The 22,721-nt window shown below is 56.7% G+C and carries 22 protein-coding genes and 2 pseudogenes; 19 read left to right on the top strand and 5 right to left on the bottom strand.

The features are described from left to right. The first annotated feature begins 1,142 nt into the window (after positions 1 to 1,142). From Har1129_RS05900 to Har1129_RS05870, 8 genes and pseudogenes are all read left to right on the top strand, one after another. Positions 1,143 to 2,171, top strand: a complete 1,029-nt coding sequence (locus Har1129_RS05900; protein ID WP_151099815.1) for an ABC transporter substrate-binding protein — start codon at positions 1,143 to 1,145, stop codon at positions 2,169 to 2,171. Continuing rightward, positions 2,168 to 3,010 (top strand): ABC transporter permease, encoded by an 843-nt coding sequence (locus Har1129_RS05895; RefSeq protein ID WP_151099814.1) that lies wholly within the window; start codon positions 2,168 to 2,170, stop codon positions 3,008 to 3,010. Before Har1129_RS05900 ends, Har1129_RS05895 begins: the two co-directional genes overlap by 4 nt. After that, positions 3,001 to 3,822, top strand: a complete 822-nt coding sequence (locus Har1129_RS05890; protein WP_151099813.1) for an ABC transporter ATP-binding protein — start codon at positions 3,001 to 3,003, stop codon at positions 3,820 to 3,822. Before Har1129_RS05895 ends, Har1129_RS05890 begins: the two co-directional genes overlap by 10 nt. Next, positions 3,782 to 4,153 (top strand): hypothetical protein, encoded by a 372-nt coding sequence (locus tag Har1129_RS05885; RefSeq protein ID WP_191906242.1) that lies wholly within the window; start codon positions 3,782 to 3,784, stop codon positions 4,151 to 4,153. The genes Har1129_RS05890 and Har1129_RS05885 overlap by 41 nt, the downstream gene beginning before the upstream one ends. 372 nt (positions 4,154 to 4,525) lie before the next feature. Beyond that, positions 4,526 to 4,728: pseudogene (locus tag Har1129_RS21330) on the top strand (transposase); the annotation flags it as partial. Positions 4,729 to 5,371: 643 nt separating this feature from the next. Beyond that, the gene (locus tag Har1129_RS05880; RefSeq protein ID WP_151099812.1) at positions 5,372 to 6,205 is read left to right on the top strand and encodes a phosphoenolpyruvate hydrolase family protein; all 834 of its coding nucleotides are present in this window, start codon (positions 5,372 to 5,374) and stop codon (positions 6,203 to 6,205) included. Then, positions 6,202 to 6,630 carry a cupin domain-containing protein gene (locus Har1129_RS05875; protein WP_151099811.1) on the top strand — a complete coding sequence of 143 codons (429 nt, stop codon included), beginning with the start codon at positions 6,202 to 6,204 and terminating at the stop codon, positions 6,628 to 6,630. The genes Har1129_RS05880 and Har1129_RS05875 overlap by 4 nt, the downstream gene beginning before the upstream one ends. Then, positions 6,627 to 7,853 (top strand): Tm-1-like ATP-binding domain-containing protein, encoded by a 1,227-nt coding sequence (locus tag Har1129_RS05870; RefSeq protein WP_151099810.1) that lies wholly within the window; start codon positions 6,627 to 6,629, stop codon positions 7,851 to 7,853. The genes Har1129_RS05875 and Har1129_RS05870 overlap by 4 nt, the downstream gene beginning before the upstream one ends. 991 nt (positions 7,854 to 8,844) lie before the next feature. Here Har1129_RS05870 and Har1129_RS05865 read toward each other — a convergent pair. Then, a complete protein-coding gene (locus Har1129_RS05865) occupies positions 8,845 to 9,612 on the bottom strand; it encodes an IclR family transcriptional regulator (RefSeq protein WP_151099809.1) in 768 nt (255 codons plus the stop codon). A gap of 332 nt (positions 9,613 to 9,944) precedes the next feature. On the opposite strand from Har1129_RS05865, the pseudogene Har1129_RS20935 reads away from it, so the two are divergent. From Har1129_RS20935 to Har1129_RS05840, 6 genes and pseudogenes are all read left to right on the top strand, one after another. Further along, positions 9,945 to 10,152 (top strand): annotated as a pseudogene (locus tag Har1129_RS20935) (IS1595 family transposase); the annotation flags it as partial. A gap of 86 nt (positions 10,153 to 10,238) precedes the next feature. Next, positions 10,239 to 11,117 (top strand): GAF domain-containing protein, encoded by an 879-nt coding sequence (locus Har1129_RS05860; protein WP_151102098.1) that lies wholly within the window; start codon positions 10,239 to 10,241, stop codon positions 11,115 to 11,117. A gap of 44 nt (positions 11,118 to 11,161) precedes the next feature. Further along, positions 11,162 to 11,596, top strand: coding sequence for a universal stress protein (locus Har1129_RS05855; protein WP_151099808.1), 435 nt, complete (start codon positions 11,162 to 11,164; stop codon positions 11,594 to 11,596). A gap of 114 nt (positions 11,597 to 11,710) precedes the next feature. Beyond that, a complete protein-coding gene (locus Har1129_RS05850; RefSeq protein WP_151099807.1) occupies positions 11,711 to 12,787 on the top strand; it encodes a TAXI family TRAP transporter solute-binding subunit in 1,077 nt (358 codons plus the stop codon). Between the two features lie 67 nt (positions 12,788 to 12,854). Next, positions 12,855 to 14,846 carry a TRAP transporter fused permease subunit gene (locus Har1129_RS05845; protein ID WP_151099806.1) on the top strand — a complete coding sequence of 664 codons (1,992 nt, stop codon included), beginning with the start codon at positions 12,855 to 12,857 and terminating at the stop codon, positions 14,844 to 14,846. Continuing rightward, positions 14,843 to 15,091, top strand: a complete 249-nt coding sequence (locus Har1129_RS05840; RefSeq protein ID WP_151099805.1) for a hypothetical protein — start codon at positions 14,843 to 14,845, stop codon at positions 15,089 to 15,091. The genes Har1129_RS05845 and Har1129_RS05840 overlap by 4 nt, the downstream gene beginning before the upstream one ends. Before the next feature lie 608 nt (positions 15,092 to 15,699). Here Har1129_RS05840 and Har1129_RS05835 read toward each other — a convergent pair. Together Har1129_RS05835 and Har1129_RS05830 are read right to left on the bottom strand one after the other, a co-directional pair. Then, positions 15,700 to 16,053: a type II toxin-antitoxin system PemK/MazF family toxin gene (locus tag Har1129_RS05835; RefSeq protein WP_151099804.1), complete on the bottom strand. Its 354-nt coding sequence runs from the start codon at positions 16,051 to 16,053 to the stop codon at positions 15,700 to 15,702. Next, the gene (locus tag Har1129_RS05830; protein WP_151099803.1) at positions 16,050 to 16,286 is read right to left on the bottom strand and encodes a hypothetical protein; all 237 of its coding nucleotides are present in this window, start codon (positions 16,284 to 16,286) and stop codon (positions 16,050 to 16,052) included. The genes Har1129_RS05835 and Har1129_RS05830 overlap by 4 nt, the downstream gene beginning before the upstream one ends. Positions 16,287 to 16,427: 141 nt before the next feature. Between Har1129_RS05830 and Har1129_RS05825 the strand changes: the two genes are divergently transcribed. Beyond that, positions 16,428 to 17,312, top strand: coding sequence for an IS1595 family transposase (locus Har1129_RS05825; RefSeq protein WP_151099637.1), 885 nt, complete (start codon positions 16,428 to 16,430; stop codon positions 17,310 to 17,312). Positions 17,313 to 17,801: 489 nt separating this feature from the next. Beyond that, positions 17,802 to 18,629 (top strand): IS5 family transposase, encoded by an 828-nt coding sequence (locus tag Har1129_RS05820; RefSeq protein ID WP_151099802.1) that lies wholly within the window; start codon positions 17,802 to 17,804, stop codon positions 18,627 to 18,629. A 382-nt stretch (positions 18,630 to 19,011) separates the two neighbouring features. Here the strand turns inward: Har1129_RS05820 and Har1129_RS05815 are convergent, their stop codons facing one another. Both Har1129_RS05815 and Har1129_RS05810 read right to left on the bottom strand, forming a co-directional pair. Continuing rightward, positions 19,012 to 19,836, bottom strand: a complete 825-nt coding sequence (locus tag Har1129_RS05815; protein WP_151099801.1) for a hypothetical protein — start codon at positions 19,834 to 19,836, stop codon at positions 19,012 to 19,014. Between the two features lie 57 nt (positions 19,837 to 19,893). After that, positions 19,894 to 20,181: a hypothetical protein gene (locus Har1129_RS05810; protein WP_151099800.1), complete on the bottom strand. Its 288-nt coding sequence runs from the start codon at positions 20,179 to 20,181 to the stop codon at positions 19,894 to 19,896. Positions 20,182 to 20,507: 326 nt separating this feature from the next. Here Har1129_RS05810 and Har1129_RS05805 point away from each other — a divergent pair, with 326 nt between their 5' ends. From Har1129_RS05805 to Har1129_RS05795, 3 genes are all read left to right on the top strand, one after another. After that, entirely contained in the window at positions 20,508 to 21,380 is an 873-nt protein-coding gene (locus Har1129_RS05805; RefSeq protein ID WP_151099799.1) for a ParA family protein, read from the top strand. Next, positions 21,377 to 21,775, top strand: a complete 399-nt coding sequence (locus tag Har1129_RS05800) for a hypothetical protein (RefSeq protein WP_151099798.1) — start codon at positions 21,377 to 21,379, stop codon at positions 21,773 to 21,775. Before Har1129_RS05805 ends, Har1129_RS05800 begins: the two co-directional genes overlap by 4 nt. Before the next feature lie 424 nt (positions 21,776 to 22,199). Continuing rightward, the gene (locus Har1129_RS05795) at positions 22,200 to 22,574 is read left to right on the top strand and encodes a metal-dependent transcriptional regulator (protein WP_225307771.1); all 375 of its coding nucleotides are present in this window, start codon (positions 22,200 to 22,202) and stop codon (positions 22,572 to 22,574) included. Positions 22,575 to 22,721: the final 147 nt, after the last annotated feature.

Below are 22,721 nucleotides of genomic sequence, written 5' to 3'. Positions count from 1 at the left end.
AAGGCGAGTGCCTCGGGGCTTGCCCCCGAGGTACTTCACCATTGAATTCCGTTCCCTGCTTTTGTTACAGATATCCATTACAGAAGTCCAGTACAGCTAATGGGTACAGATTGCGGTCTGCCCTCTCAGATCACCTGTTATTATGTCTGGAGAGGATTTGCTAACTGCAAAAATATTACACAGGTGCTTGTTACAGGCGCATAATACGGATAAGCGTTACAGATATCTATTACAGATAAATAATACAGATTTTGGCAACAGATTGCTGACCGCCCATACCTAACACCCGTATGGCTGTCTGGAGAATATTTGTGAGTGTGAAATATTGTACAGACATTTGTTACAGACACCTAATACAGATAACTGGCACAGATATCCATCTCAAACATATACTAGAGGTCTTTACTATTAAATTTTGTGTGGAATGGCACTAAAGAATCGTGACTTGACATATTACAGCTATCAGTTACAGACATCTGTTACAGATACTTGTCACAGTTGCGTGATGCGGACATCCAGCCTTATGGTGTCTGATAGGGTTATTTTCGATGAGATAGATTTTCGCCGGTGATTAGCTATATACAGTTTATTATCTTTTCAGAACCAATAATTGGTACCGAGACAAGAAAGGTCGCGAGAGAGTAAGGAAAACTATCGGCGGAACGCACCCAGTGAACTTGATCGAATCGCCGAGGCTACTGTAGCGACGACGAATGACAGGGATTATCGCAGACGTCATCAGCAGAGAACTATCTTATAGGTCATCAATGAACGGGTCTTCCGGGAGATACCCAGCATCTTGCCACCGATAGAGGACTCAAGCTGAATACTGTATAAACCAATTATCGCTATATCTCTGGGCACTGTTCGGATGACACAACCTCGGAGGATAGAACCGGTGTGTAACTTCTGTTCTCATCGACCCGACTAAACCCGTCATGAGATTTTGACCTACATTCATTTTACTCGCAATCTTTCCTGCCTGTGAACGACGTCGGCCCGTTTGCCAAATTCTGTTTCCTCTCCTCGCTGCATTCAGGCTAACTCTAGGAACATCTGCATTCATAAACTCCATATCATATTAACATACAGCATAGAAATCACAGGTGTTATTAGAATTAGTTCGCCAGTTAATAATACAGATGACTCACACCTCACGCCGAAAGCTGCTCCAGAAGGCGAGCACAACCACCGTTGCTGCGGTGGGAATCGCTGGCTGTCTCGGTCGCGGAAGTGACCCGCTCGATTCCGTCACGATCGCCTACGTCCCAATTTATCCGAATATGCAACATTACGTGATGGAACAAGAGGGCTACTACGAGGACGTTCCAGCAGATGTCACAATAGATCGGTTCAGTTCCGGACCCAGCGTCGTCAAGGCGTTCGCGAACGGGGACGTCGACGTTGCACTCTTTGGAATCTCGCCTGCGATGCTCCTCGTGGACAAAGGCACCGACGCCGGTATCCTCGCAGCAAACTCGAGAAATGGTTTCAAGATCGTGGGGACGACCGAACTCGCCGATCTCTACGAACAGGAGGGGGCGGCCGCGTTCGAGCACTTCGAACAAGAGCATGGTCGGAAGGTCCAGATCGGTGCCCCACCGGACGGAAGTGTTCCTGATATCGTCCTCCGGTACTGGCTTCAGGATGATCTCGCAGTCGGTAAGATGGAGTCAGTCGTCAACAAGTCAAAGGTCCCGCCGGCGAAGGCGGTCCAGACGATCCGGGCCGGTGACATCGACGCGACGATCATCCAGGAACCGTTCGCAACCATCATCGACCGAGAGGACGGCTTCAGCGAACTCGCTTGGTCCGGGAGCATCTTGGAGAACCACCCGGTGACGGTGCTGTTCGCGAACCAGCAGGTGCTCGACGACAGTGAGGTCACACAAGCACTGGTCGAACAACACGTAGCCGCGACCGAGTTCATCGAATCCTCGCCGGATACAGCCGCAGCCCACGCCGCGTCCGTAATCGGATCCGGTGTGAGCGAGGACCTCGCGACGGCTGCCATGGACTCGAAGGCGTCCGAGTTCATCTCGAACCCGCACGCGGTCAGCAAACAGGCCGCGACGATGGGCGAGTTCGCCTCGAACGCCGGCAACATCGAGGAACCGATTGCGACCGAGACCCTGTTCGCGTTCGAATCTTACGACGCCAGCCAGAAATGAGCACGCGTACTAACACCCGGTCCGACACCATCTTTGCCGGCAGCTTCGGGGGAGACCTGCAGCGGTATCTGCGCGGCCTGGGCGGACTCCTTGCGTTCCTCATCGTGTGGTGGGTCGGCGCAGTGACGACCCAGCCCACGTATCTGGTCCCGGGGCCCCTCGAGTCGGCATATGCCTTCGTCGACCTGTTCACAACTTCGACTGCGATTGTCGTCCCCATCTTGGGGGCAAGTCTTGTACTCCCGACTGGCTTCGCACACCTCGCACAGACGCTGTTCCACTACGTGCCGGGGCTCCTCCTCGGCGCTCTCTGTGGCATCAGTCTCGGCCTTTCGATGGGCTGGAACGGTGCACTTGACGACTGGTTGCGGCCACTCGCCCGGATACTGCGGCCGGTTCCGCCGCTCGCGTGGGTCGTCTTCGCCATCGTCTGGTTCGGCATCCATCACACCGGCGCGGCGTTCATCGTCTTCGTCGGCGCGTTCTGGATCAACTTCTACGGCGCCTACGGTGGTGTGGAAGGGGTTTCGAGCGACCTGACCGACGCCGCGTCGACGCTCGGTGTGGAACGCAGTTTCTCAATGCTGAAACTCGTCGCGCTTCCCAGCGCCGCGCCCCAAGTGTTGACGGGATTCCGAACGAGCATCGGCCGGTGCTGGATGATCGTCGTGGGCGCTGAGCTGTTCGGCGCCCCCGGCGTCGGCTACGAGATCATCAACGCCTCGAACAACCTCGCGATGGCAACAAGTGTCGCGTATATGTTTGTGATCAGCCTCGCGTTCCTCTGTATGGACGTTGGTTTTCGACTCGTCGAGCGGCGGGTGCTCGCGTGGCGATGAGTGAGCAATCATCTACGGAGCCCGAGGAGGCGCCCAGCGAGAAGATTACTGTTCGGAACGTCAGCAAGGCGTACGAGTCGACGCAAGCACTCGATGACGTCTCGTTCTCAGTGTCGGAGGGCGAGTTCTGCTGTGTCGTCGGACCGTCCGGCTGTGGAAAGACTACGCTGTTGCGAGCGATTGCGGGACTCGACGACCCGGACAGTGGGTCGGTCCTTGTCGGCGAAGAACCGGTCACCGAACCGGGTCTCGACCGGGGCATGGTCTTCCAGGAGTACGCCCTGTTTCCGTGGCGAACCGTCCGCGGGAACGTCCGGTTCGGACTCGACCGGCCCGCGTGTGAGTGCGCGGACTGCGAGGCGCGAGTTCGGGAGCTGGTCGACCTCGTCGGACTCGAAGAGTTTGAGGATGCGTATCCGAAGGCGCTGTCCGGCGGCATGAAACAGCGTGTCGGCATCGCTCGCGCACTCGCACCTGACCCGGAGATTCTCCTGATGGACGAGCCGTTCGGGAGCGTGGACGCACGGACCCGCGACCGCTTGCACGCCGAACTACTGGATATCTGGGCCCAGACCGAACAGACGGTCGTGTTCGTCACGCACGACATCGACGAGGCGGTGACGCTGGCCGACCGGGTCGTCGTGATGGACGCCGACCCCGGAACCGTACAGTCGACTATCTCTATCGACATAGAGCGGCCGCGCGAGCGAACAGCCCACGAGTTCGTCGACTATGTCGCCCGCATCAGAGACGAACTCGGGAGCCCGGTCGATGTGGATACTGACGAGGTCCACCGAGAATGCCAATCGTGAGCGCATCCATGACGGAGCGACTCAGGAGGCCGACCAGACCGACAGTGAACCGTCGGGCAAGTCGACAGCAACGGAATCGCTGGATACGACCAGCGATCTTCCGTACAAGTACCGCCGCGGTGGTGTCCAAAATGACCGCGACCACGGGAACATCTTCCTCCGCGATGTTGCCCAAGACCACGTCGACGAGCTGGTCGATCGAATGGGCGATGTCTTCGAGACTGAGTCGGTCTACAAGGTAGACGTGCTTGAGGCAGCGCTTCTCGGAGCCGGAGAGCCTGACCGCACCGTTGAGACCGAGTTCCGGAAGATGGGCTACGAGATGAAATGATCTACTATTCGTACTGACTTACCACATACTCGAGGACCCGTCCCGGGCGGACGGCGAGATAATAGACGCGAGCACGGTTGAACACACCATATTCTGCGTATTCTGGCAATATTCAGCCACGCAAGGATGACATATCGAAATGCACTGGGTGGTGATTCGCCCTCCGAATACCCGACTGGCCCACAGGACGCCACGAAATTGAAAAACAAGAGTCCCACCGATGAGTGGCCCCGCGAGAGCCAGAATGTAATGTGGAGTCATCGTGATACGCTCGGTCATATGATATCACTCACCACCAGTTAGTATGAATCTGTGGACATTCCAAGCTCTAATTTGAGTATCCACCGAGTAATCCAGAACAGATACAAATAGGTTAGAAGTTTCATGGCTGTCACCACGCTGAATGATTTCAAGTATGGTTCTTTTACCTTGCGTTTGCGTGTCTCCTATACTGGATCTGGATATCCATCGATTCACTCATGTAAGTTGAGTTAACTGGCGAGTACGAGCAAGCACCGATTGTAACAGCCGATAACACGCTAACGTTGTTGAAGAAGGAAACCGGAATCGGATAGAGAAGGGAATCAATCGGAGGTAGCTTGGAGTCTGAGTGGCTACAATACAGAAAATCTTCGTAATCCGACGATATAGTCAGTATTACAACAGGTTCGAGTGGTTGAGAGCTAATCTGAAGTTGCCCTCGGTCACTTAATCGTCAAATACATGCTTACAGCCCGCTACACCCAATTTAGTCTCATCTTCCAGAGACTTACAGTATCTGAGACTGGCGCGACCAATGCATACGGCCACGCTTCCCCGATTTCGTTCAGAGAAATGTTGGCAGGATCGGCTATTCAGTAGGGTTACATATTGTCTGTGCGACCGTGTTGAACAGATTCGGAAAGAGAGTCCCCACTACCAGACAATCTCAAAGAAGCCGAGTATGCCTGCTTTGTTATACCTGTCTACCCACAAGAGCACTTCTAATTTTATCGCTTGTTACGCCAAGCAGGTTGATAGGACATTCTGATATCGTCAACCGGCATATTGCACTCTGATAAACCGGGGATTGATAATCATGAAACCGATTGGATATCAACGGACCTCCGGTGGCCGTGTCATCACTGGAAGACCCGACACGAACAGTGTAGCGACCAACTCACGTGCACCGTGCTATTCCCAATCCTTACTATCTCTCCTTTCGATGGTCTGAACGCGATGACAGCTCAGAGAGATCAGATACTCCGATCGCTACGTGCAGAAGTCGATACCGGTCGCCCGATCATAGGTGCAGGTGCAGGCACGGGCATCTCAGCGAAGTTCGCCGAACGAGGTGGCGTCGACCTGCTCATCATCTATAATTCCGGTCGGTATCGGATGAACGGTCGTGGCTCCCTTGCTGGCCTGTTGCCCTATGGTGATGCCAACGAGATCGTCGTTGAAATGGGACACGAAGTACTGCCGGTCGTTGAGGACACGCCAGTGCTGGCCGGGGTCAACGGGACCGACCCATTCCGCCAGATGGACGTGTTCATCGAAGACCTGAAACGGCGGGGATTCGCGGGAGTCCAAAACTTCCCGACGGTCGGCCTCATCGACGACGACAGCAGTTTCCGGCAGAATCTTGAGGAGACGGGGATGGGCTACGATGAGGAGATCAACATGATACAGGAGGCCGCCGAGCAGGAGATGCTAACCTGTCCGTACGTCTTCACGGAGTCACAAGCTCGAGAGATGACTGAGGCCGGGGCCGACATCGTGGTCTCACACATGGGTCTAACCACGTCTGGCGACATCGGGGCCGAGACCGCACTAGATCTCGAGAGCGCCGCCGAACGGGTGCAGGCACACCACGACGCCGCTAAAAACGTAAACGAGGATGTCATGGTCATTTGTCACGGCGGCCCCATAGCGTGGCCTGACGACGCCCAGTACGTCCTCAAACACACGGAGGGCGTCGTCGGCTTCTTCGGTGCCTCCAGCATCGAACGGCTCCCAACCGAACAGGCCATCGAGAACCAAGCCCACGAGTTCAAGGAGATCGATTTATGAGTGACAGGCATTTCGTCGAACCCGATGACATCGAGAGTCAGCTGTTCGACTGGGGCGTCCTGAAGTGGATGAGCACTCCCGAGGTCACCGGCGGCGAGCGGTTCAGCGCCGGGGTCGTCAAACTCGAACCCGGGAAGGGCCACGAGCGCCACACCCATCCTGAGAGCGACGAAATTCTGTTTGTCATCCGTGGTGAGGGTGAACAGGAAGTCGCTGACGAGACCCGCGATATCACGGCTGGTGACATGGTTTTCATTCCCGAAGGCGTCGAACACGGGACCCTCAATACTGGGTGGGAGCCGCTCCTGTTGTTTGCAGTGTATGCACCTCCTGGCCCCGAGGACGTCCTGCGCGACCTCCCAGAGTGTGAAATCGTCCCGCCGGGGAAACTGCCGACACCCGAGAACGTCACGGAGGAATCATGAGTGTCGTGATCGTCGGGACGCTCGACACCAAGGGTGAGGAGATTGGCTTCGCACGCGACGTGTTGCAGGCCGAGAGTGTCGAGGTCCACGTAGTCGACACGAGCGTGATGGGCGACCCCGAGTTCGAACCGGACACCACCGCGAATGAAGTCGCCGACGCCGCTGGGACCACACTCAGTCACCTCCGAGACGACGCCGACCGCGGCGAGGCTATCGAGACGATGGGGGAGGGAGCCGCCGCCATCGTCACCCGGCTGCACGAAGCCGGACGGTTGGACGGCGTGCTCGGCCTCGGGGGGTCGGGCAACACCTCTATCGCGACAACGGCAATGCGAGCCCTGCCAGTCGGCATCCCGAAAGTAATGGTCTCGACGATGGCCTCCGGCGATACTGAGCCCTACGTGGGTGCGAAGGATGTGATGATGATGTACTCTGTCGCCGACATCGAAGGACTGAACCAGCTTTCGCGACAGGTCATCGCGAACGCCGCCCTTGCGATGGTCGGGATGATCACCAACGAACCCGATGCCGAGATTGCTGAAAAACCGACCATCGGTCTCACTATGTTCGGCGTGACGACGCCCTGCATCCAACACGCCCGCGAGAAATTAGAGGCTATGGGATATGAGACGATTGTGTTCCACGCCACAGGGACTGGTGGTCGTGCGATGGAGGAGCTGATCCGTCAGGGTACGATCGACGGCGTCCTTGACGTTACAACAACAGAGTGGGCTGACGAACTGGTCGGCGGCGTCCTCTCTGCTGGACCAGAGCGCCTCGATGCCGCTGCCCAGACCGGTACGCCGCAGGTGGTCTCGGTCGGGGCGCTCGATATGGTCAACTTCGGACCCCGAGATTCGGTCCCCGGGACCTTCGAGGGACGAAAGCTCCACGTGCACAATCCGCAGGTAACACTAATGCGGACGAACGTCGATGAAAACGCCGAACTGGGGAGGATTCTAGCCGAGAAACTGAACGCCGCAACGGGCCCGACCGCGCTGTACCTGCCCTCGCATGGCGTCTCGATGCTTGACACAGAGGGCGAGGACTTCTACGACCCCGAGGCCGATGCCGCACTGTTCGACGCCCTGCGCGAGCACCTCAACGAGGGGGTCGAACTGCTGGAGCTGGACACCCATATCAACGACGAAGCGTTCGCGGAGGCACTCGTCGAGAAGCTAGACGCGTACCTACGGGAGGCGGGACTCGCACCCGGGGCATAAGCACGCTCCGAGTTCGGGGACTACTTAAATGGAGCCTATCTCACCAGAACGGCTTTTCCACAGCGTCCCGCAGAGTTTCGATACAGCTTCCAACGTAATTGGACTGCTCTGAGATACCGTATCAGCTTACTTATAGAGACGCCACGGGTGAACGAGAGCTACCCTCGTGTCAGTATTCTTGATACCTGCAGGTGTAACGTGCACCTCCTCGTCGGCGTATTTGTGGTCGAGTCTGTCTCCTCTTCAAGGAGTTCGTACGCCTGAAAGTCGTCGCTATAGACGGTCAGTAACTCCTGCCGGCTGTCCACGATCCGGGGGAAGAATCGCTGATTCAGTGAGGGTACACGTTCACCGCCGGCTGCTGAGTGTCCGGGTTGCTATTTCGCAATCGTCAGTTCCGTCACGTTTAGGTTCCAGATCGAATGCCTTTGCCCATGAATCCTAGAGGGAAGGGAGCTAATGCTACGGCGAACTCTCCGACTACAGAGCGATTGAAGGCCATTGTTGACTCTTGTATCGCGTGACCACTCCAGCGCAGACACCACAAATGTAAATTATCAGCCACGCAAATTTGGAGCTGGTGACAGACAAATCCCGCGGCAGCTCCACTATCACTACTACAATCTAGCGTGTGGATTGATCACATAATGCGAACCACTCTACCAATGTCCCCTTCATCGGTCTGGATGCAGACGATTATCGGAGGTTTCGGGCAGTGACGATCATCCATTCCCACGACCGTTCGCATAATGTGATTATCGTTAATGTGTTTTAGATCCGCTTGCGAGACTACGGTGATAACGAATATCGATGCCATTGGAATCCGGAATTACGGCTCATTTGGATCTGGAAAAGCATAGTTCGTCAACGATGTCGCTGATCTTGATTCGGTAGCCCGCGGTCACACCTGCAAATGAAGCAGCGACGACTCAACAAGAACTAACAGATGTACGCCTATTATTCAACGACACCGTAATCCGGTAATAGTAGGTTACGAGTGCAGAGTCGATTCAAATGAATTGACGGCGTCAAGGAGTTGTTCGGCCAGTTCCTGAGTGATCCGCGTATGATTGACGCGGTACTTCGGGCCCCCGACGCTCAACCCACCGATGATGTTGCCATCCTCGTCGTGGACCGGCGCACCTACCGCGACGAGACCGGGTGCGAACTCCTCATCGACGGTTCCGTAGCCGCGTGTCTCGATCTCCGCCAGTTCCTCGAACAGGCGATTGCGGTCGGTGATTGTCGCTTCGGATTCCCGTGGCAGTCCCCACTTGTCGACAATGCGCTCGACCTGCTTACGGTCGAGTTCGGCGAGGATGGCCTTGCCGGCGGCCGTGTTGTGGAGGTAGTACTCCGATCGGTAGTTGACGTCGCTCTCCTTCCCCGCGGCGGCTCCGGCGGTCCCGTAGAACATCAGCAGACGTCCGTGTTCGAAGATAGTGAAGTTCGTTTCTTCACCCGTTTTCTCGGCCAATCGCTCGACTTCCTCTTTGACAACCTCATCGCTGGGATAGCGATACCGGACTGTCTCACCGATCAGCGCGAGCCTGAAACTCACTTTATAAGTCCCTTTGTCCTTGAGGAGGTACCGCTTCTGACGGAGCGTATTGAGGTGGCTGTAAATGGAACTTTTAGGACTATCGACCATCTCGTCCAATTCCGTGAGAGTGAGACCGTCGTACTCCAAGATGAGAGTGAGAATCTCCAGCGAGGTTTGCGTCGTTTTGAGCGTTCGACCCCGTGTATCATCGATCATACCCACTATTTATGATGTGGGTAAAAAACCGTTATCATAATGTGAATGGCTCGACTAGAATTAGCATTAACATAATGAGAATATTGATATGTCAATATTACCCGCCACTGAAGATTAATCCTGGCCGAGCGACATTCCCGATGTCACCAAACATAATATATATGATAGATATTTGGTGGCGAATGGCCTACATTGATTGGAGCGGGAATGAGAGAAGGAGAATTTGAACCGTCTTTAATCTGGCTGGAGACACCGGCTCAGCAATCGTGTTCTGTAGCAACTGTGCGGACTGGTAACGCTAGAGCTCTTGTGTAAGTCGCGGGAAGAGCGGGGTATCGCCCGACAGCGTCCACATTAATCAGGCTGAGTGTCTGTTCTTGTTCGGTCATCCGTAGCCGCGGAAATTCCACGGCCTGTCCAAGCAGGGCTTGGAATAGGCCACTCACACACTTGGAGTTGTTCGTTCATACTATACCTGATAGACATGTTGGATCAACCATTGATTGTCTCGTTATCGGGGCTTTCCACAGTACTGCATAAGACCGAGAGCGTACGCAAAAGATTTTACAGTACAATCCCCAATATCAATCCTTATGCACGACTATTCGCCACACGATGTAGAACCGATGTGGTTGGGCGCCGACGCGGAATACGGGGACTACCGCGAGATGCTATCGAGCATCCAGCGACTTACTGGCGTCGGCGTGTGGTATTATGAGGCGGGTACCGGGGAGATGCATTGGAGTCGCAAGGCCAAGGAAATCCACGGCCTCGAACCGGAGCGGATGCTCTCTTTTTCGGAACTGGCCACTCACTACACGGAATCCGACCGGTCGCGAGCGATGGCTGCCTTCGAAGCGGCAATCAAAGAGTGCGAGCAGTTCACGATCGACGTAGGACTCGTCGGTGAGGGAACGACCGAGCAGTCAATACGAATGCGCTGTGATCCTCGCGTGAAAGACGGTGAAACCGTCTCCATGTATGGTACCGTTCGGGACATCACCGACGAGAAGCGACGCGAACAGCGAATCGAGGTGCTCCGAAAGACGAGCCAGGAACTCCGAAAAGCCAGCACCCGACAGGAGGTCGCCGAGATAATCGCCGACGCCGCTAAGAACATCCTCAGATTAGTCAATACCACCGTCCGACTGGCCGACAGGAATAACAGCACGCTCCGAACCGTTGAAGCCACGGAGGAGTGTCTCGAACGCGCCGGTCAACGGCCAAACTACGACATCAACGAGGAGACGCCCGCTGCGCGTATCTACCGAACGGGGGAACCAGAGATTTATTCGGATCACGAGATGATCGAAGACGACCACAGCCGCGGCGAACTCCGATCCGGACTATACGTTCCTATCGGGAACCACGGCGTGCTCAGCGCAGGCGATATCGTCGTCGACGCCTTCAAAGAACATGACCTTGAGGCAGCCGGGCTCCTCGGCCAGCTTGGAGCGGAGGCGATAACGCGCATCGGGTGGGCGAAGCGATCGAGAGCGATCTGACCGCGGTATCCCGTCCCTCCCGCCGAAGTGCGTATTCCGTCCTCATGTCTGGAGAGTACCACGCACTTGTCCCGGTCGACGAGGATACGGATCGTTCGCTACTCGCGGCACGAGCAGTCGAATCGCTCCTGAACGCCGACGAATCGGTCGAAGCGGTCCTTCTGAACGTCTACGAGGAGTTCGAGGCGACCGGTGAGGGGAAGGTCAAGTCCGAGGATATATGGGACGAGACCAACTTTCCCGAGAGCGTCAACGCCGCGGCCGACCACCTCGAATCGGCCGGCGTGTCCGTGTCGAAGCGACGCGAACACGGTGACCCGGCCGAGGAAATCGTGGCCGTCGCTGAGGAGATAGATGCGGAAAGTATTGTCCTGAGCGGCCGCAAACGGAGTCCCGCGGGAAAAATGCTGTTCGGTAGCGTCACTCAGTCGGTGATGCTCTCGGCAGATTGCCCGGTGATGGTATATCTCCCCGAATGATGCTGTCGAGCGGTGAGTGGGTGCCACGGGTTGCACGGCTCCCGTATCAATAAGTGTCAACAATGCATGGGATAGATAGATTATTAAGTATACCCGGTTTTATCCCGATTGAAGATGTCAGACGATAGCATACATCGACGCAAGTTCCTGTATGGTGCAGCAACTGCAGGCGTTATCGGTCTCGCCGGATGCGGTGGTGGCGACGGTGGAGGCGGCAGTAATGACGGGGGCGACGGAAGCAGTGGCGGCGGGAGTCAGAACCTGTCACTCCGCGTCGGCACCTCGGCCGGCGGGACACAGGACGTAGGGCTGGCTGTCGAGCGGGCTGTGAGTCAGGAGAGCGACACGCTGGAGTACTCGACTATCGAGAGCCCGGGCTACGTCGGCACCATCCGCCGGATGGCCAACAACCAGTTCAACGCTGGCATCACCGACAACAATTCCCTGTCGAAGGCCATCGACGACCGCGGTCAGTTCGCGGATCAGTCGGTCGACCGCATTCCCCACTACGGGTTCTACGCGTTCCCGTACAGCATCTATGTCATCGCCCGTGACGGCACGGGCATCGAGACCTTCGACGATCTGGCCGGCGCGAAAGTCTACCCGGCGGAGCCAGGATACTCGACGCGTGCGACGACGCTCGATGTCTGGTCGCAGGATCCAACAGCCGACGTCTACGAGGAAATGGACATCCAGAACATGAGTGTCAGCGATGCGCCGGGCGCGATAGAGGAGGGCAACATCGACGCGTCCATCGCCTACGGGACCCCCGGCGTCCGCTATACCGGGTTCGTTCAGGAGTTCGCCTCCCGTGTCGACATCCACTACGTCGAGCCGACCGACGCGCTCAAGGAGTCTGCAGAGTCCTACCCCGGTGCTGGGATGGGGACCACTGCCTACGACGACTGGAGTATGAACCAAGACATCGGCACTGACAAACTGTTCCACTGGAACCTAGAAGTGAACTACGCGTTCAACCCCGAGGCCAACAACGACGCCGTCTACGAATTGTGCCGCGTCGTCGACGAACACAACGACACGGTCAACGAGGGCGAAGAGCAGTTCAACGACTTCGAGTCCACCAGCGACATGCTGGATTCCGCACGGGAGAACATCCCCGTCCACTCCGGCGCGGTCCAGTACTACAAGGACAACGACGCGTGGGACAGTAACCTGCAGGAAGGTGAATAGGTCCCGACCACTCGCTTGCCGCCCCGCGGTGCAGGGCGTGGCGACTATTTACACAACCTAAAAAACAATGACCTCACAACCGACTTCGGCTGGTCGCGTCGCCGGACTGCTCCGGGGACTAGACATCACAGTCACTCTGGTTGCCGTGCTGTTCTGGGCCGGCGTACTCTTCTGGGCACAGACGCAGACCATCTCACCGGTACGGTACGCCACGGTGTTCGTCGGCGGTATCATGACTGTGTACGCACTAAACGAGACCCGCGAGGCCATCGAAAAGGGCGACTGGATCGACGGTGCGGTGTTGATACCGGCGTCGCTCGCGCTTATGACCGCCTCCGCGTTCTTCGCTCTGAACTTCGAAGACGTCTACCTGCTCCGGCAGGGCTTTGCGGTCGAGCACGAGTACATGCTCGCGCGACTCGTCATCATCTCGCTGATGTACCTCACGTGGCGCGAGTTCGGGAACGTCTTCCTTGGCCTCGTCGCTGTCGTACTCATCTACGCGGTCTACGGGAACCTCGTCCCCGGTGTGCTCGGTCACGCAGGGATGAGCGAAGCAACGCTGTTACAGGCGACGGTCACCGACCTATATGGCTTCTACGGAAGCCTGACCCAGATTACCGCCTCTTGGATCGCGCCATTCCTACTGTACGCCGGGTTGCTGTTCGCCTACGGCGCGTTCGACCTGATACTCCGGATCGCTATCGTGACTGCAAAGTACATTGAGTCTGGCGTGGCACAGACAGCGGTGCTGGCATCGGCCGTCATCGGGTCCATAAATGGCTCCTACACAGCGAACGCCGCAATGACCGGCTCGTTCACTATCCCGACGATGCAGGAGAGCGGGATGGACGGTCACCGCGCGGCCGGTATCGAGGCCGTCGCCTCGACGTCAGGACAAGTGTTACCACCGGTTATGGGCGCCTCGGCGTTCGTGATGGCGTCGTACCTCGGCGTCCCATACCTCGACATCGTCGTTGCCGGCTTCGTGCCGGCGGTGATTCTGGTGATCTCAATCGTCATCGCGGTCCACTACACTGCCATTTCGGACTCTAGCAGCCAAGAGATGGAATTCTCGGAGTTCTTTGATGAGACCCTCTCGAACAAGCAAAAGGTGTTCGAGACGGTCAGGTTCGGCATCCCGTTCGGCATCCTCATCTACCTGCTTGGTGTTGCGCAGTTCACGGTGATGACCTCCGCACTATATACCGTCGTGGCGATGACTATCACCGGAGTCTTGGTGCCGCCGCTCCAGCGACTCGTCGACAGAACCGATGTCGGGTCTGGGTTAGAGCTGGTGTCCCAACTGAAGAACACGGTCCACGGGTTCCGTCGCGGGGCCATCATCCTCGCACCCATTGCTATCATCCTCGTGGTCATCAGCGGCGTCGTCAACATCTTCGGCACAACCGGCGTGCCAGCAAAGATAGCGCTTCTGCTGATCAACATCTCCGGGGGTGTCCTGCTGTTCGCGGTCCTGCTGGGGATGTTCGTCGCAATTCTCATGGGCGTCGGCATGCCGACGGTCGCAGCCTACGTCGTCGTCGCGATTCTCATCGTCCCGACGTTCGTCTCGGACTTCGGCGTCACCCCGATCACGGCCCACTATACGATGTTCTACGCCGCTATTCTGGCGGGTATCACGCCACCGGTGGCGACTGCGGCTGTCGTGGCTGCCGGCATAGCCGAGGCGAACTTCTGGAGGACTTGTGGCGCGGCCATCAAGATCGCCGCCCCGCTGTTCATCCTGCCCATCGCATTCGTCTACAACCCCGGGCTGGTATCGATGAGTATCGGGCTCAATACCGTTTTTATTGGCACGCTGGTACTGATGGGCGCTATCACGATGATTTACGGGCTCAACTACCCGTTCAAGATGGGTATCGGCCGGAAAGTCGGCATCCGCGCGTTGCTCACAGTGCTGGGCGTATTCGTCATGGTCTATCCGAGCAACGTGATGAAACTCGCGGGTATCTCGGTTTTCGTCGGTATCTTCCTCGCGGAGAAGGTAATGTCTCGCGGTCTTGAACTGCCGTTCACCACGGGGGCGGGACAATGAGTTCTGAGGAATCACCCGAAGATATCGCCGAGACTTCAGCCAAACAGGCCGGCGGCCTCGGTGAGGTCATCCCCGATCCGCTACTACCCATCTGGCGTCGCATCGAACTCATTCAGGAGTTCCGCGAGACGCACGGTGACAGCTACGTTAAGGTGCTCGAGACCCTCACCGCCATCGCGCTCACCGGCGGATACATCTGGTGGATGTATCTCTACCTGATGGGGGGGTCCGGCGTACCGATATAATAACCGACGACGCGGGCCGGTTCGCAGTTGTCGAACCGCCTCTCCCCGTGTCAGTAAACGCGGCTTTCTACTCGTGCTACTCGGGCGCTCGCTGGATGTCGTGCGAGATATGGGTGTCCTGAGCTCTTACGTCGTCCAGTTAGGCCCGCAGCTCCGGCTGGAAGTCCGGATTCGCACAGGCCCCGGTTATCCTCGGCCCGCTCAATCGTCGAAAGTCCGCGGACGTCTGCGACGCCCTGCTCAGTGACGAAGGTGTCGACGCCGTGACTTCTGTGGCTACTCCGGTATCGTGTTGAGCGGCGGCATGAACGTGTCCAGTAGCTTGGTTCGCTTGGCGACGCCGCGTATCCCGTGATGGACGCCCGACTCGATTATAAATGCGTCCCCCCGCTTCCAGTACCTGCTGGTGGTCTCCGAACAGTTCGATAGCCCCTTTGATGACGGACACCGTCTGTCCCGTCTCCTCGTGTTCATGCTCGGGGAAGACAGGACCCTCATCGACGGAGCGACCTGCATTGTCTCATCGTCGAACCGCCCGCCAGTAGTTGAGACTGGCGCTCTCAATACATACGGATCTGGCACCGATGTCTTCGCAAAGAGTCTCCCGATCAGTCGAGTCCGAGACTCAATTTGAGCGCGTCGTCGATTTCGTCCATCGTCGAGTCGTCGAGACTGCCAGCCGCTGAATGGATTCGCTTCTCGACAGACACGACTCGAATTTGATCAAGCCGTACAGAGGAGTCTTTCTCGAACGGTGAGTCCGACGCTTCCACGAGTACCTCAAAGGGATAGCCTCGGTACGTTCCCGTCGCAGGTGCGACGATTGTCGTGTTCGAGTTCCTGTTCCCGACATCGTTCTGGACAACCACTGCAGGCCGTGTTTTCCGCATTTCGTTCCCCTCGGCAGGGTCGAGTCGGACGATAACGACATCACCGCGCCGAATCTCGACCTCATCGCTCATTCGTCAAGTCCCGACCATGCCTCGTCCGACGCCCCGCCCCACTCGTCGACAAGATCACTGGCGCTCTCGGACGCTTCCCGATACGCGGCGGCCAGTTCCTCCTCGTCGGGGGTCTCGGACTCAACCTCAACAATAGCCACCGTGACGCGCTTGTTCGCGTACTCAGTGCCAAGATACACTCGCCCCCGATCGTCGGTCTCGTTCGTCTGGAGTTTGTCGGCGTCAACTTTCATCTTATAACCCACTATTGCCCACGACTATATCAGTCTTACCCACTATTACCCATTTCGCTCTTCGGAAGCAGGTTGTTGGTCAGATAGAGCTGGCGCTGTAGAAGCGTAGCGGGCAAGGGTGACGCAGCAGCGTCACCCGATATGTTCCCATCCGAAGTGTTGAACTCAGAGGCGAGCGCCGCGAACCTGCCGGAGCAGGTTCGCTGGCGTGATGGCCTCTATTGCCCGCACTGCCGGTCTGAGTCGGTGATTAAACACGGCAGCTATCGAACGTATCAACGGTATCTCTGTAAGGATTGCGACCGCACGTTCAACGACAAGACTGGCACGATCTTCGCGCACGCGAAGATCGGCCTCGACAAGCTCTTGTTCGCGTTCTACTCGTTTCTTCGGTTCAACACGAGTATCCACCAGTTGGACGCTGAACTCCCCGTTTCGTATCGGTCACTACGGCGGCGCGTCGAGCAGTTCGCCAGAACGCTCGACGCGCCAGCCATCAACCTCGTTGGCCCGGTCGAAATCGACGAAGTCTACGTGACTGCGGGGCTAAAGGGCCGCGAGCGCGACCAAGAGCCGCGCTCGCGTGGCCTGTCCACGCGTGGACGAGGATCGTACGATGGAGACAAACCACCAGTGTTCACGTTGGTCGATCGTGGCAGCGGTGAGCGCTACGTTGTCCCGGCGAAATCCGCTGACGAATCGACCGTGCGACTCCTCCTCAGCGACTGCGAGGAGGAGCCGCTGACCGTCTATACGGACGGATTTCGAGCGTACGATCCACTCGAAGACGACGAGAACTACCAGCGAGAAGCGGTCATTCACAGCGAGGGTGAATATGTGGATGGAGACGCGCACGTGAATACCTGCGAGAGCCACGCGTCGCTGGCGCGACGGTGGCTCTCGCCACACCGAGGCGTCTCCAAAGACAAACTGACGCCGTATCTCAGAGCATTCCAACTTCGCCGACGAATCCTACGCAAACCCGGTCAAGAAGCGCTCAAAGAAATCGTTCGAACCGTCCTCTGATTCACCAACAACGTGCTTCACATGAGCGTACCCATTTTTTACAGCACCCAGATCACTGACTGATGGCACCAACGGAGCAGTCCTGTCGAACGATCTTGATTCAGCGAGAGAATCCCACCGTTCACGGCAGGCGTGAATCGCGTACGCTCCGTCCCACAAAGCACCGGAGACAGCCCGGGTGGAACCCCAATATTTGGCTCTGGTAAATCGCTGGACTGCGTCGGTTTCGACCGCCAGAACTAGGAGTATGATGCGGGAAACCGTCGATGTCCATGTCGAAAATTTCCCGCTACACGAGCAGAGTCGTTCAGTTAGCTAAAAATGCGGTTGGTGAGCGAGGCGAAGTCATCTCACTCCATCGGTAGTCTTTCTACAAATACGCTGACCACTATTGGTATTTTTGGTCCTAAAGGCTCTGGTGAATCGCTGGACAGCGTCGGCTTCGACCGTTAGAACTAGTGGACTGAAGCGGGAAACCGCCGATGGTTCATGTCGAAGATCTCCCGCTTCACGAGCAGAGTGGTTCAGTTAGCTAAAAATGCTGTTGGTGAGCGAGGCGAAGTCGCCGCCCCCGAAGGGGGTGGCGGCTTCGCCGAGTATGCGGTGGTGTCGCTGCACTGTCTGCGGGTTTACCTGGAAAAATCCTACCGAGAAGCACTTGATTTGCTGAGTGAGATGCCACAAATACTCGGGGAGATCGGCCTCAACGCGGCCGATCTCCCCGATCACTCCACGTTAGTCAAGTGGTTTGACAGAATTAAGACAGCGCTTTGGCGAGTGCTGCTGCGCCTGTCGGCGCAGGAGCCCGAGCCATCCGGTCACGCTGCCATTGACGCAACGTTCTTTGACCGCGAAAACGCTAGCAAGCACTACTGCCGTCGGACGAATTACCGGGTTCAGACGCTCAAAGCGACAGCTCTCATCGACACAGAAAGCCAAGCCATTCTGGACGTTCACTGTACGACCAAGAAACGCCACGATACACAGCTCGGCTGGCAGGTCGCCCGTCGCAACGCGGGCGACCTCGCCAGCCTCGCTGCGGACAAAGGCTACGATTGGATGTATTTACGCGAGAAACTCCGCGAAAAGGACGTGAGACCGCTGATCAAACATCGTGAGTTCCGGCCCATCGATCACGCGCATAACGCGCGGATCGATGGGCCTCGATACCGCCAACGAGCGATGTGTGAAACCGTCTTCTCGACGATCAAGCGCACGCTCGGCGACGCCGTGCGTGCGCGAACTTGGTACGGTGAATTTCGTGAACTCGTCCTGAGGTGTGCAGTTCATAACATCAAGCAGGCAATGAAACAGTGAAATCAAGCTATGTCTGGCGATTCACCACGGCCGTATTATTATGATTCTTTATTGGTGTGAGTGTCCTCGTTGCTCCCCCTTAACCACTATTTATTTCGTCTAAATTCATAAAATATTAAGCTTCCAAACAGGTAGTTGTCAATTATGGATAGCAACCTCACACCCGACGAGTGGGATCGAATTAGAGCGTTCGCACGGGCTGCAGATTGCCGCCAACGACCCGAGATACTGCTCCCTGAGGAAACCATTAAAAGTGACTAAGATACAATCACGTTCTGGTCCGCACCTGATGACTGGCTCCTACAATGTTCTAATCAATTCAGCAGAGCGGAATACGACCAGCCGTACTGTCGGCCTTCGATGTACTCAGCGCGAAATCAACTCACACTTCGAGTTGCTCCACGGGCTCGACCTCGAAGGTCAGCAGATGTGATCGAAGACAGGCGAAGGCCCCGTCGCCGTCAGTGGTGACGCAGTACCGGTTCAGCCGGGCCTCGCGAGGATTCCCATCGTTCTCCTCCCACGCTTCCAGCGTGAACTCGTGGGCCTTCAGCTCACCGTCAGCGGCTTCAAACACGGTTGCAACCGACGACGTCCCGTGGTTGTCGGCGACGTAGGCCACTTCAACTGCGTCGTGGCCGGCGTCAAGTCTCTGCCAGCCATCGAGTTCTTCCGGCGGCTCCTCGGCGAACTGTTCGATCTTGCGCTGAGTTAGTTCGGCTTTCGCTGCATCTCGCCACGCCTGTTTGATATCCTCGGCTTGGGACTGCTCGATCTCCTGAAGGACGTCGGTGTCGATACAGTCTCCGGCCCAAGCAAGCACGGTCTTGGCTTTCTTGTGCTTCTCTTCTGGTTCACCGTCTAGCTGCCCGAAGTTCATTTCGTGGGGCGACATCAAGAGGACAGAGTGTCGCCAGTAGCCCGGATCGGCGTCGCGATACTCATCGCGCTCGGGAGCCCACGATTCCATCGAGGTTCGGACCTCTTCGTGGTGCCCGAAGCCGGTTCGGACGCCGCCGGCACGTAGGATGCGTTCTGCAAGATCAATCGTGCGCTCACACTTCTCGGCAGGGACATCATCTGGACGCTTGAGATCAACGTAGAACGGTAGGCCGACATCGCTCGCGATGGCTTTGTAGTAGTTCGGACTGAGGGGCGGTTCTTCGAGGAAGATCGGTTCGAACGGAACGTCGGCTGTAGGCAACATACTGGAACGCCTCCAGCTACTGAGGCCACACAAAATCGCTACGGGAGGGAGTCAGATCTAGAGGAACTGGTCGGCAGTGTCGCCGTGGTTTGCTTCAAGCGCTTCCCAGTCAGCCATCGCATCGTACTCTGGCCGGATTTCACCGTCCGAGAGCATATCGTCGACGAACGCGTGGACCTGTTCGTCGACGGGCGCGTTCTGCAGGTCGCGCTCCCGAGAAACGAATCGAACACCGCAGAACGAACGGCCGTCAGCTGCGAGTTGCCAGAGCAGGAGCCTTCGGTTCTGGTAGGTTGCGAGTTCGGTGAGCAATGCTTTGTTTTGGCTGTCGGACAGGTCGTGCATGGTTTGAAACCCTCAGTCGGGATGGTTACACAAAATGAGTGATGGGACTGGTCTGAGTGTCGGTATAACATTTGAAAGAATCTTTTAGCCTAACACCCCGCCATCAACGTGTTATCGCACCCTTCTATTTCCGGGATGTTACTACCAAACAATACTAACATAAATTACTACTTCTCATTACCTACGAGAATTATTACTATTTGTTACTAGCTATAGTTACTACAGTGAATTACTATCGGGAGCTACTACCATATATTACATACACTAGTAGCAAGCGTTACTAACACACGCTAATTATTAGTAGTAGTAAAACACAGTAATAACAAATGCTGGCGTACACAACCTACAGCGAGGCTGGCGGGGTTGGGAAGACAACGACTGCAGCGAATCTCGCCCACGCGCACGCTCGAAACGGACTCAAAACGCTCGTCATCGACCTCGACCCACAGGAGGCCTCACTCTCGTACATCTTCGAAGTCGACGACGACCGCGATGACGGTGCTGCGGACAACCTAGTCCGACACATGGTCGGCCGTGGCAAGGGACCGTTTGCGGATCTCATTCGAGAGGACACCGGTGTCGACAACCTCGATGTCATCCCAGCCCACAACATGCTCTCATCGCTGGATACGACGATGCGTCGTGCCAAAGAGACTGAAGAGCAGATGAATCCTGATGCTGAGTGGGTTGAAGAAGAGCAACTGTACCAGCTGCTGGGCCGCAACGGCATCCACGAACAGTACGATGTTATCATCTGCGACCCGCAGGCATCCGAGGGCCAGGGCCTCTACAACGCGGTCATGGTCACACAGACGGTACTCATCCCGGTCGAACTGTCGGGGAAGGGTTCACTCAGTATCGACGGCTTGGAGCAGTTGGTCGACGGCCTCGAGGACAACCTCAGCATCGAGGTCGGGGTTCTGGGAATCGTGCCTGTCGCCTTCGGTGATACAACCGGTCAGAAGCAACACCTCGCGACGCTCAAGGAAGATATCGACTACGACGTGCCGGCGGTATTCCGCAAGCGCGAGTCGCTCATGCAGGAGATGTGGGACGCTCGGGCGACTGCCTATGAGGTGGTCGATGAGGCCTTCAAGGACGGCGAGAAGGGCGTCCGCCGGATTCCTGACCGCGAGCACGAAACGCTAGAGAAGTACGACGACCTCGCGACCGACATCGAGGAGGCGTTTGACGCATGAAATCCGGCGCAGGGTCCCCGTTCGAGGATGATTTCGACGTGGATGACGACGCTGAGAATGACGACGCTGAGAAGAACGAGAGGGAAGAAGAGGCTAAAGAGGCCGACCAAATCGAAACCGAGACACAGGTGGTTGAAACCGCTAATCAAGACACTGAGGCACTGCCGTACAAGTACCGACGTGATGGCGTTCAAGACGAACGAAGCCACGCAAATTTCTTCCTTCGAGACGAGGCTGAATCCCGAGTTGAAGAGATTGTTGATACGATGGACGATATCTTCGCATCGGAATCTGTGTACAAGATTGATGTTTGCGAGGCAATCGTATTGGCTGCTAATAATGAATCTCGGACAGTCGAAGATGAACTGCGAAAGATGGGCTACGGAATGAAGTAACTCACAGATGAACTACCCCACCTACTCCCTCGACACATACGACCCTCGGTCCTTCAGGCCGGGGGTAGGATTTTCCCAAGTAAACCCGCAAACAGTGCAGCGATCACTGCATACTCGGCGAAGTCGCCACGCCACCTCGCCAGCCGCTCGATCGAGCGCGAACACGTCGCCGATTAGGAACGGGACGACGACCAGGTCGTCGACGATCGCAGGCGGAAACGAGCGAGCGACCTCCTCGTCGAGTACCTCTACCAGCCGCTGTCGACAGAGTTTTCTGCCCTATCAACGGTTGCGCAACTGACTGAGCTGTGTCTCGACTGCCAACGAACCGTCCGTGACCATCTGATTCGATGCGTATGAGTCGGGACCGTCTTTCCATCGACTGGGCACGTCCGCTGACCTGCTGTCCCCCGGAGGGTTCCCGATGACCGACGCCGCGAACTACCTGCTCGTCGTCTTCCAGCTCGTCGAATCCGAGTCCGAAATCGTCCCGACGGGGCGGGTCGCGGCTGAACTCGACCGATCGCCGTCGGCGACTACCGAGATGCTCCAGCGGCTTGATGAGGAGGGGTTTCTTATTCACGAATTATACGAGGGTGTAACACTCACCGCCGAGGGCTGCGAACGCGGGGCGGCGCTTCAGGAGAGCTATCTCGTTCTGCACCAAGTTTTTCGACGACGTGTTGGCGCTTGCCGATCCCCACGCCGAAGCGATGGCACTCGTGGGAATGGTCAGTCCACCGGTGACCGAGCGGTTGGCCTCAACGGTGCTCGACGTCGACACTGCTGCGGCCGATAGCCACCCAGCTGGATCATCCCACTCTGAGGAATGAATCAACGATTCTCGAACCACCTAACTCCGAGGCGATTCACACGAGATACCAATCCGGGACGGGTATTATTTAGGCCTGCCTAAATTTCAACGGTTTTATGCTCAGTTGGGATC

Origin of the sequence: Haloarcula sp. CBA1129 (genome assembly GCF_008729015.1) — an archaeon.
Classification (GTDB): Archaea; Halobacteriota; Halobacteria; order Halobacteriales; family Haloarculaceae; genus Haloarcula.
The sequence above is the reverse complement of the archived record's forward strand: the minus strand, read 5'-3'. Positions and strand labels throughout refer to the sequence as shown.

Coding starts and splice junctions, on each gene's coding strand:
- Har1129_RS05900 (WP_151099815.1), top strand. CDS start 1,143: ATGACTCACACCTCACGCCGAAAGCTGCTCCAGAAGGCGAGCACAACC.
- Har1129_RS05895 (WP_151099814.1), top strand. CDS start 2,168: ATGAGCACGCGTACTAACACCCGGTCCGACACCATCTTTGCCGGCAGC.
- Har1129_RS05885 (WP_191906242.1), top strand. CDS start 3,782: ATGTGGATACTGACGAGGTCCACCGAGAATGCCAATCGTGAGCGCATC.
- Har1129_RS05880 (WP_151099812.1), top strand. CDS start 5,372: ATGACAGCTCAGAGAGATCAGATACTCCGATCGCTACGTGCAGAAGTC.
- Har1129_RS05875 (WP_151099811.1), top strand. CDS start 6,202: ATGAGTGACAGGCATTTCGTCGAACCCGATGACATCGAGAGTCAGCTG.
- Har1129_RS05870 (WP_151099810.1), top strand. CDS start 6,627: ATGAGTGTCGTGATCGTCGGGACGCTCGACACCAAGGGTGAGGAGATT.
- Har1129_RS05865 (WP_151099809.1), bottom strand. CDS start 9,612: ATGATCGATGATACACGGGGTCGAACGCTCAAAACGACGCAAACCTCG.
- Har1129_RS05860 (WP_151102098.1), top strand. CDS start 10,239: ATGTGGTTGGGCGCCGACGCGGAATACGGGGACTACCGCGAGATGCTA.
- Har1129_RS05855 (WP_151099808.1), top strand. CDS start 11,162: ATGTCTGGAGAGTACCACGCACTTGTCCCGGTCGACGAGGATACGGAT.
- Har1129_RS05850 (WP_151099807.1), top strand. CDS start 11,711: ATGTCAGACGATAGCATACATCGACGCAAGTTCCTGTATGGTGCAGCA.
- Har1129_RS05845 (WP_151099806.1), top strand. CDS start 12,855: ATGACCTCACAACCGACTTCGGCTGGTCGCGTCGCCGGACTGCTCCGG.
- Har1129_RS05840 (WP_151099805.1), top strand. CDS start 14,843: ATGAGTTCTGAGGAATCACCCGAAGATATCGCCGAGACTTCAGCCAAA.
- Har1129_RS05835 (WP_151099804.1), bottom strand. CDS start 16,053: ATGAGCGATGAGGTCGAGATTCGGCGCGGTGATGTCGTTATCGTCCGA.
- Har1129_RS05830 (WP_151099803.1), bottom strand. CDS start 16,286: ATGAAAGTTGACGCCGACAAACTCCAGACGAACGAGACCGACGATCGG.
- Har1129_RS05825 (WP_151099637.1), top strand. CDS start 16,428: ATGTTCCCATCCGAAGTGTTGAACTCAGAGGCGAGCGCCGCGAACCTG.
- Har1129_RS05820 (WP_151099802.1), top strand. CDS start 17,802: ATGTCGAAGATCTCCCGCTTCACGAGCAGAGTGGTTCAGTTAGCTAAA.
- Har1129_RS05815 (WP_151099801.1), bottom strand. CDS start 19,836: ATGTTGCCTACAGCCGACGTTCCGTTCGAACCGATCTTCCTCGAAGAA.
- Har1129_RS05810 (WP_151099800.1), bottom strand. CDS start 20,181: ATGCACGACCTGTCCGACAGCCAAAACAAAGCATTGCTCACCGAACTC.
- Har1129_RS05805 (WP_151099799.1), top strand. CDS start 20,508: ATGCTGGCGTACACAACCTACAGCGAGGCTGGCGGGGTTGGGAAGACA.
- Har1129_RS05800 (WP_151099798.1), top strand. CDS start 21,377: ATGAAATCCGGCGCAGGGTCCCCGTTCGAGGATGATTTCGACGTGGAT.
- Har1129_RS05795 (WP_225307771.1), top strand. CDS start 22,200: ATGACCGACGCCGCGAACTACCTGCTCGTCGTCTTCCAGCTCGTCGAA.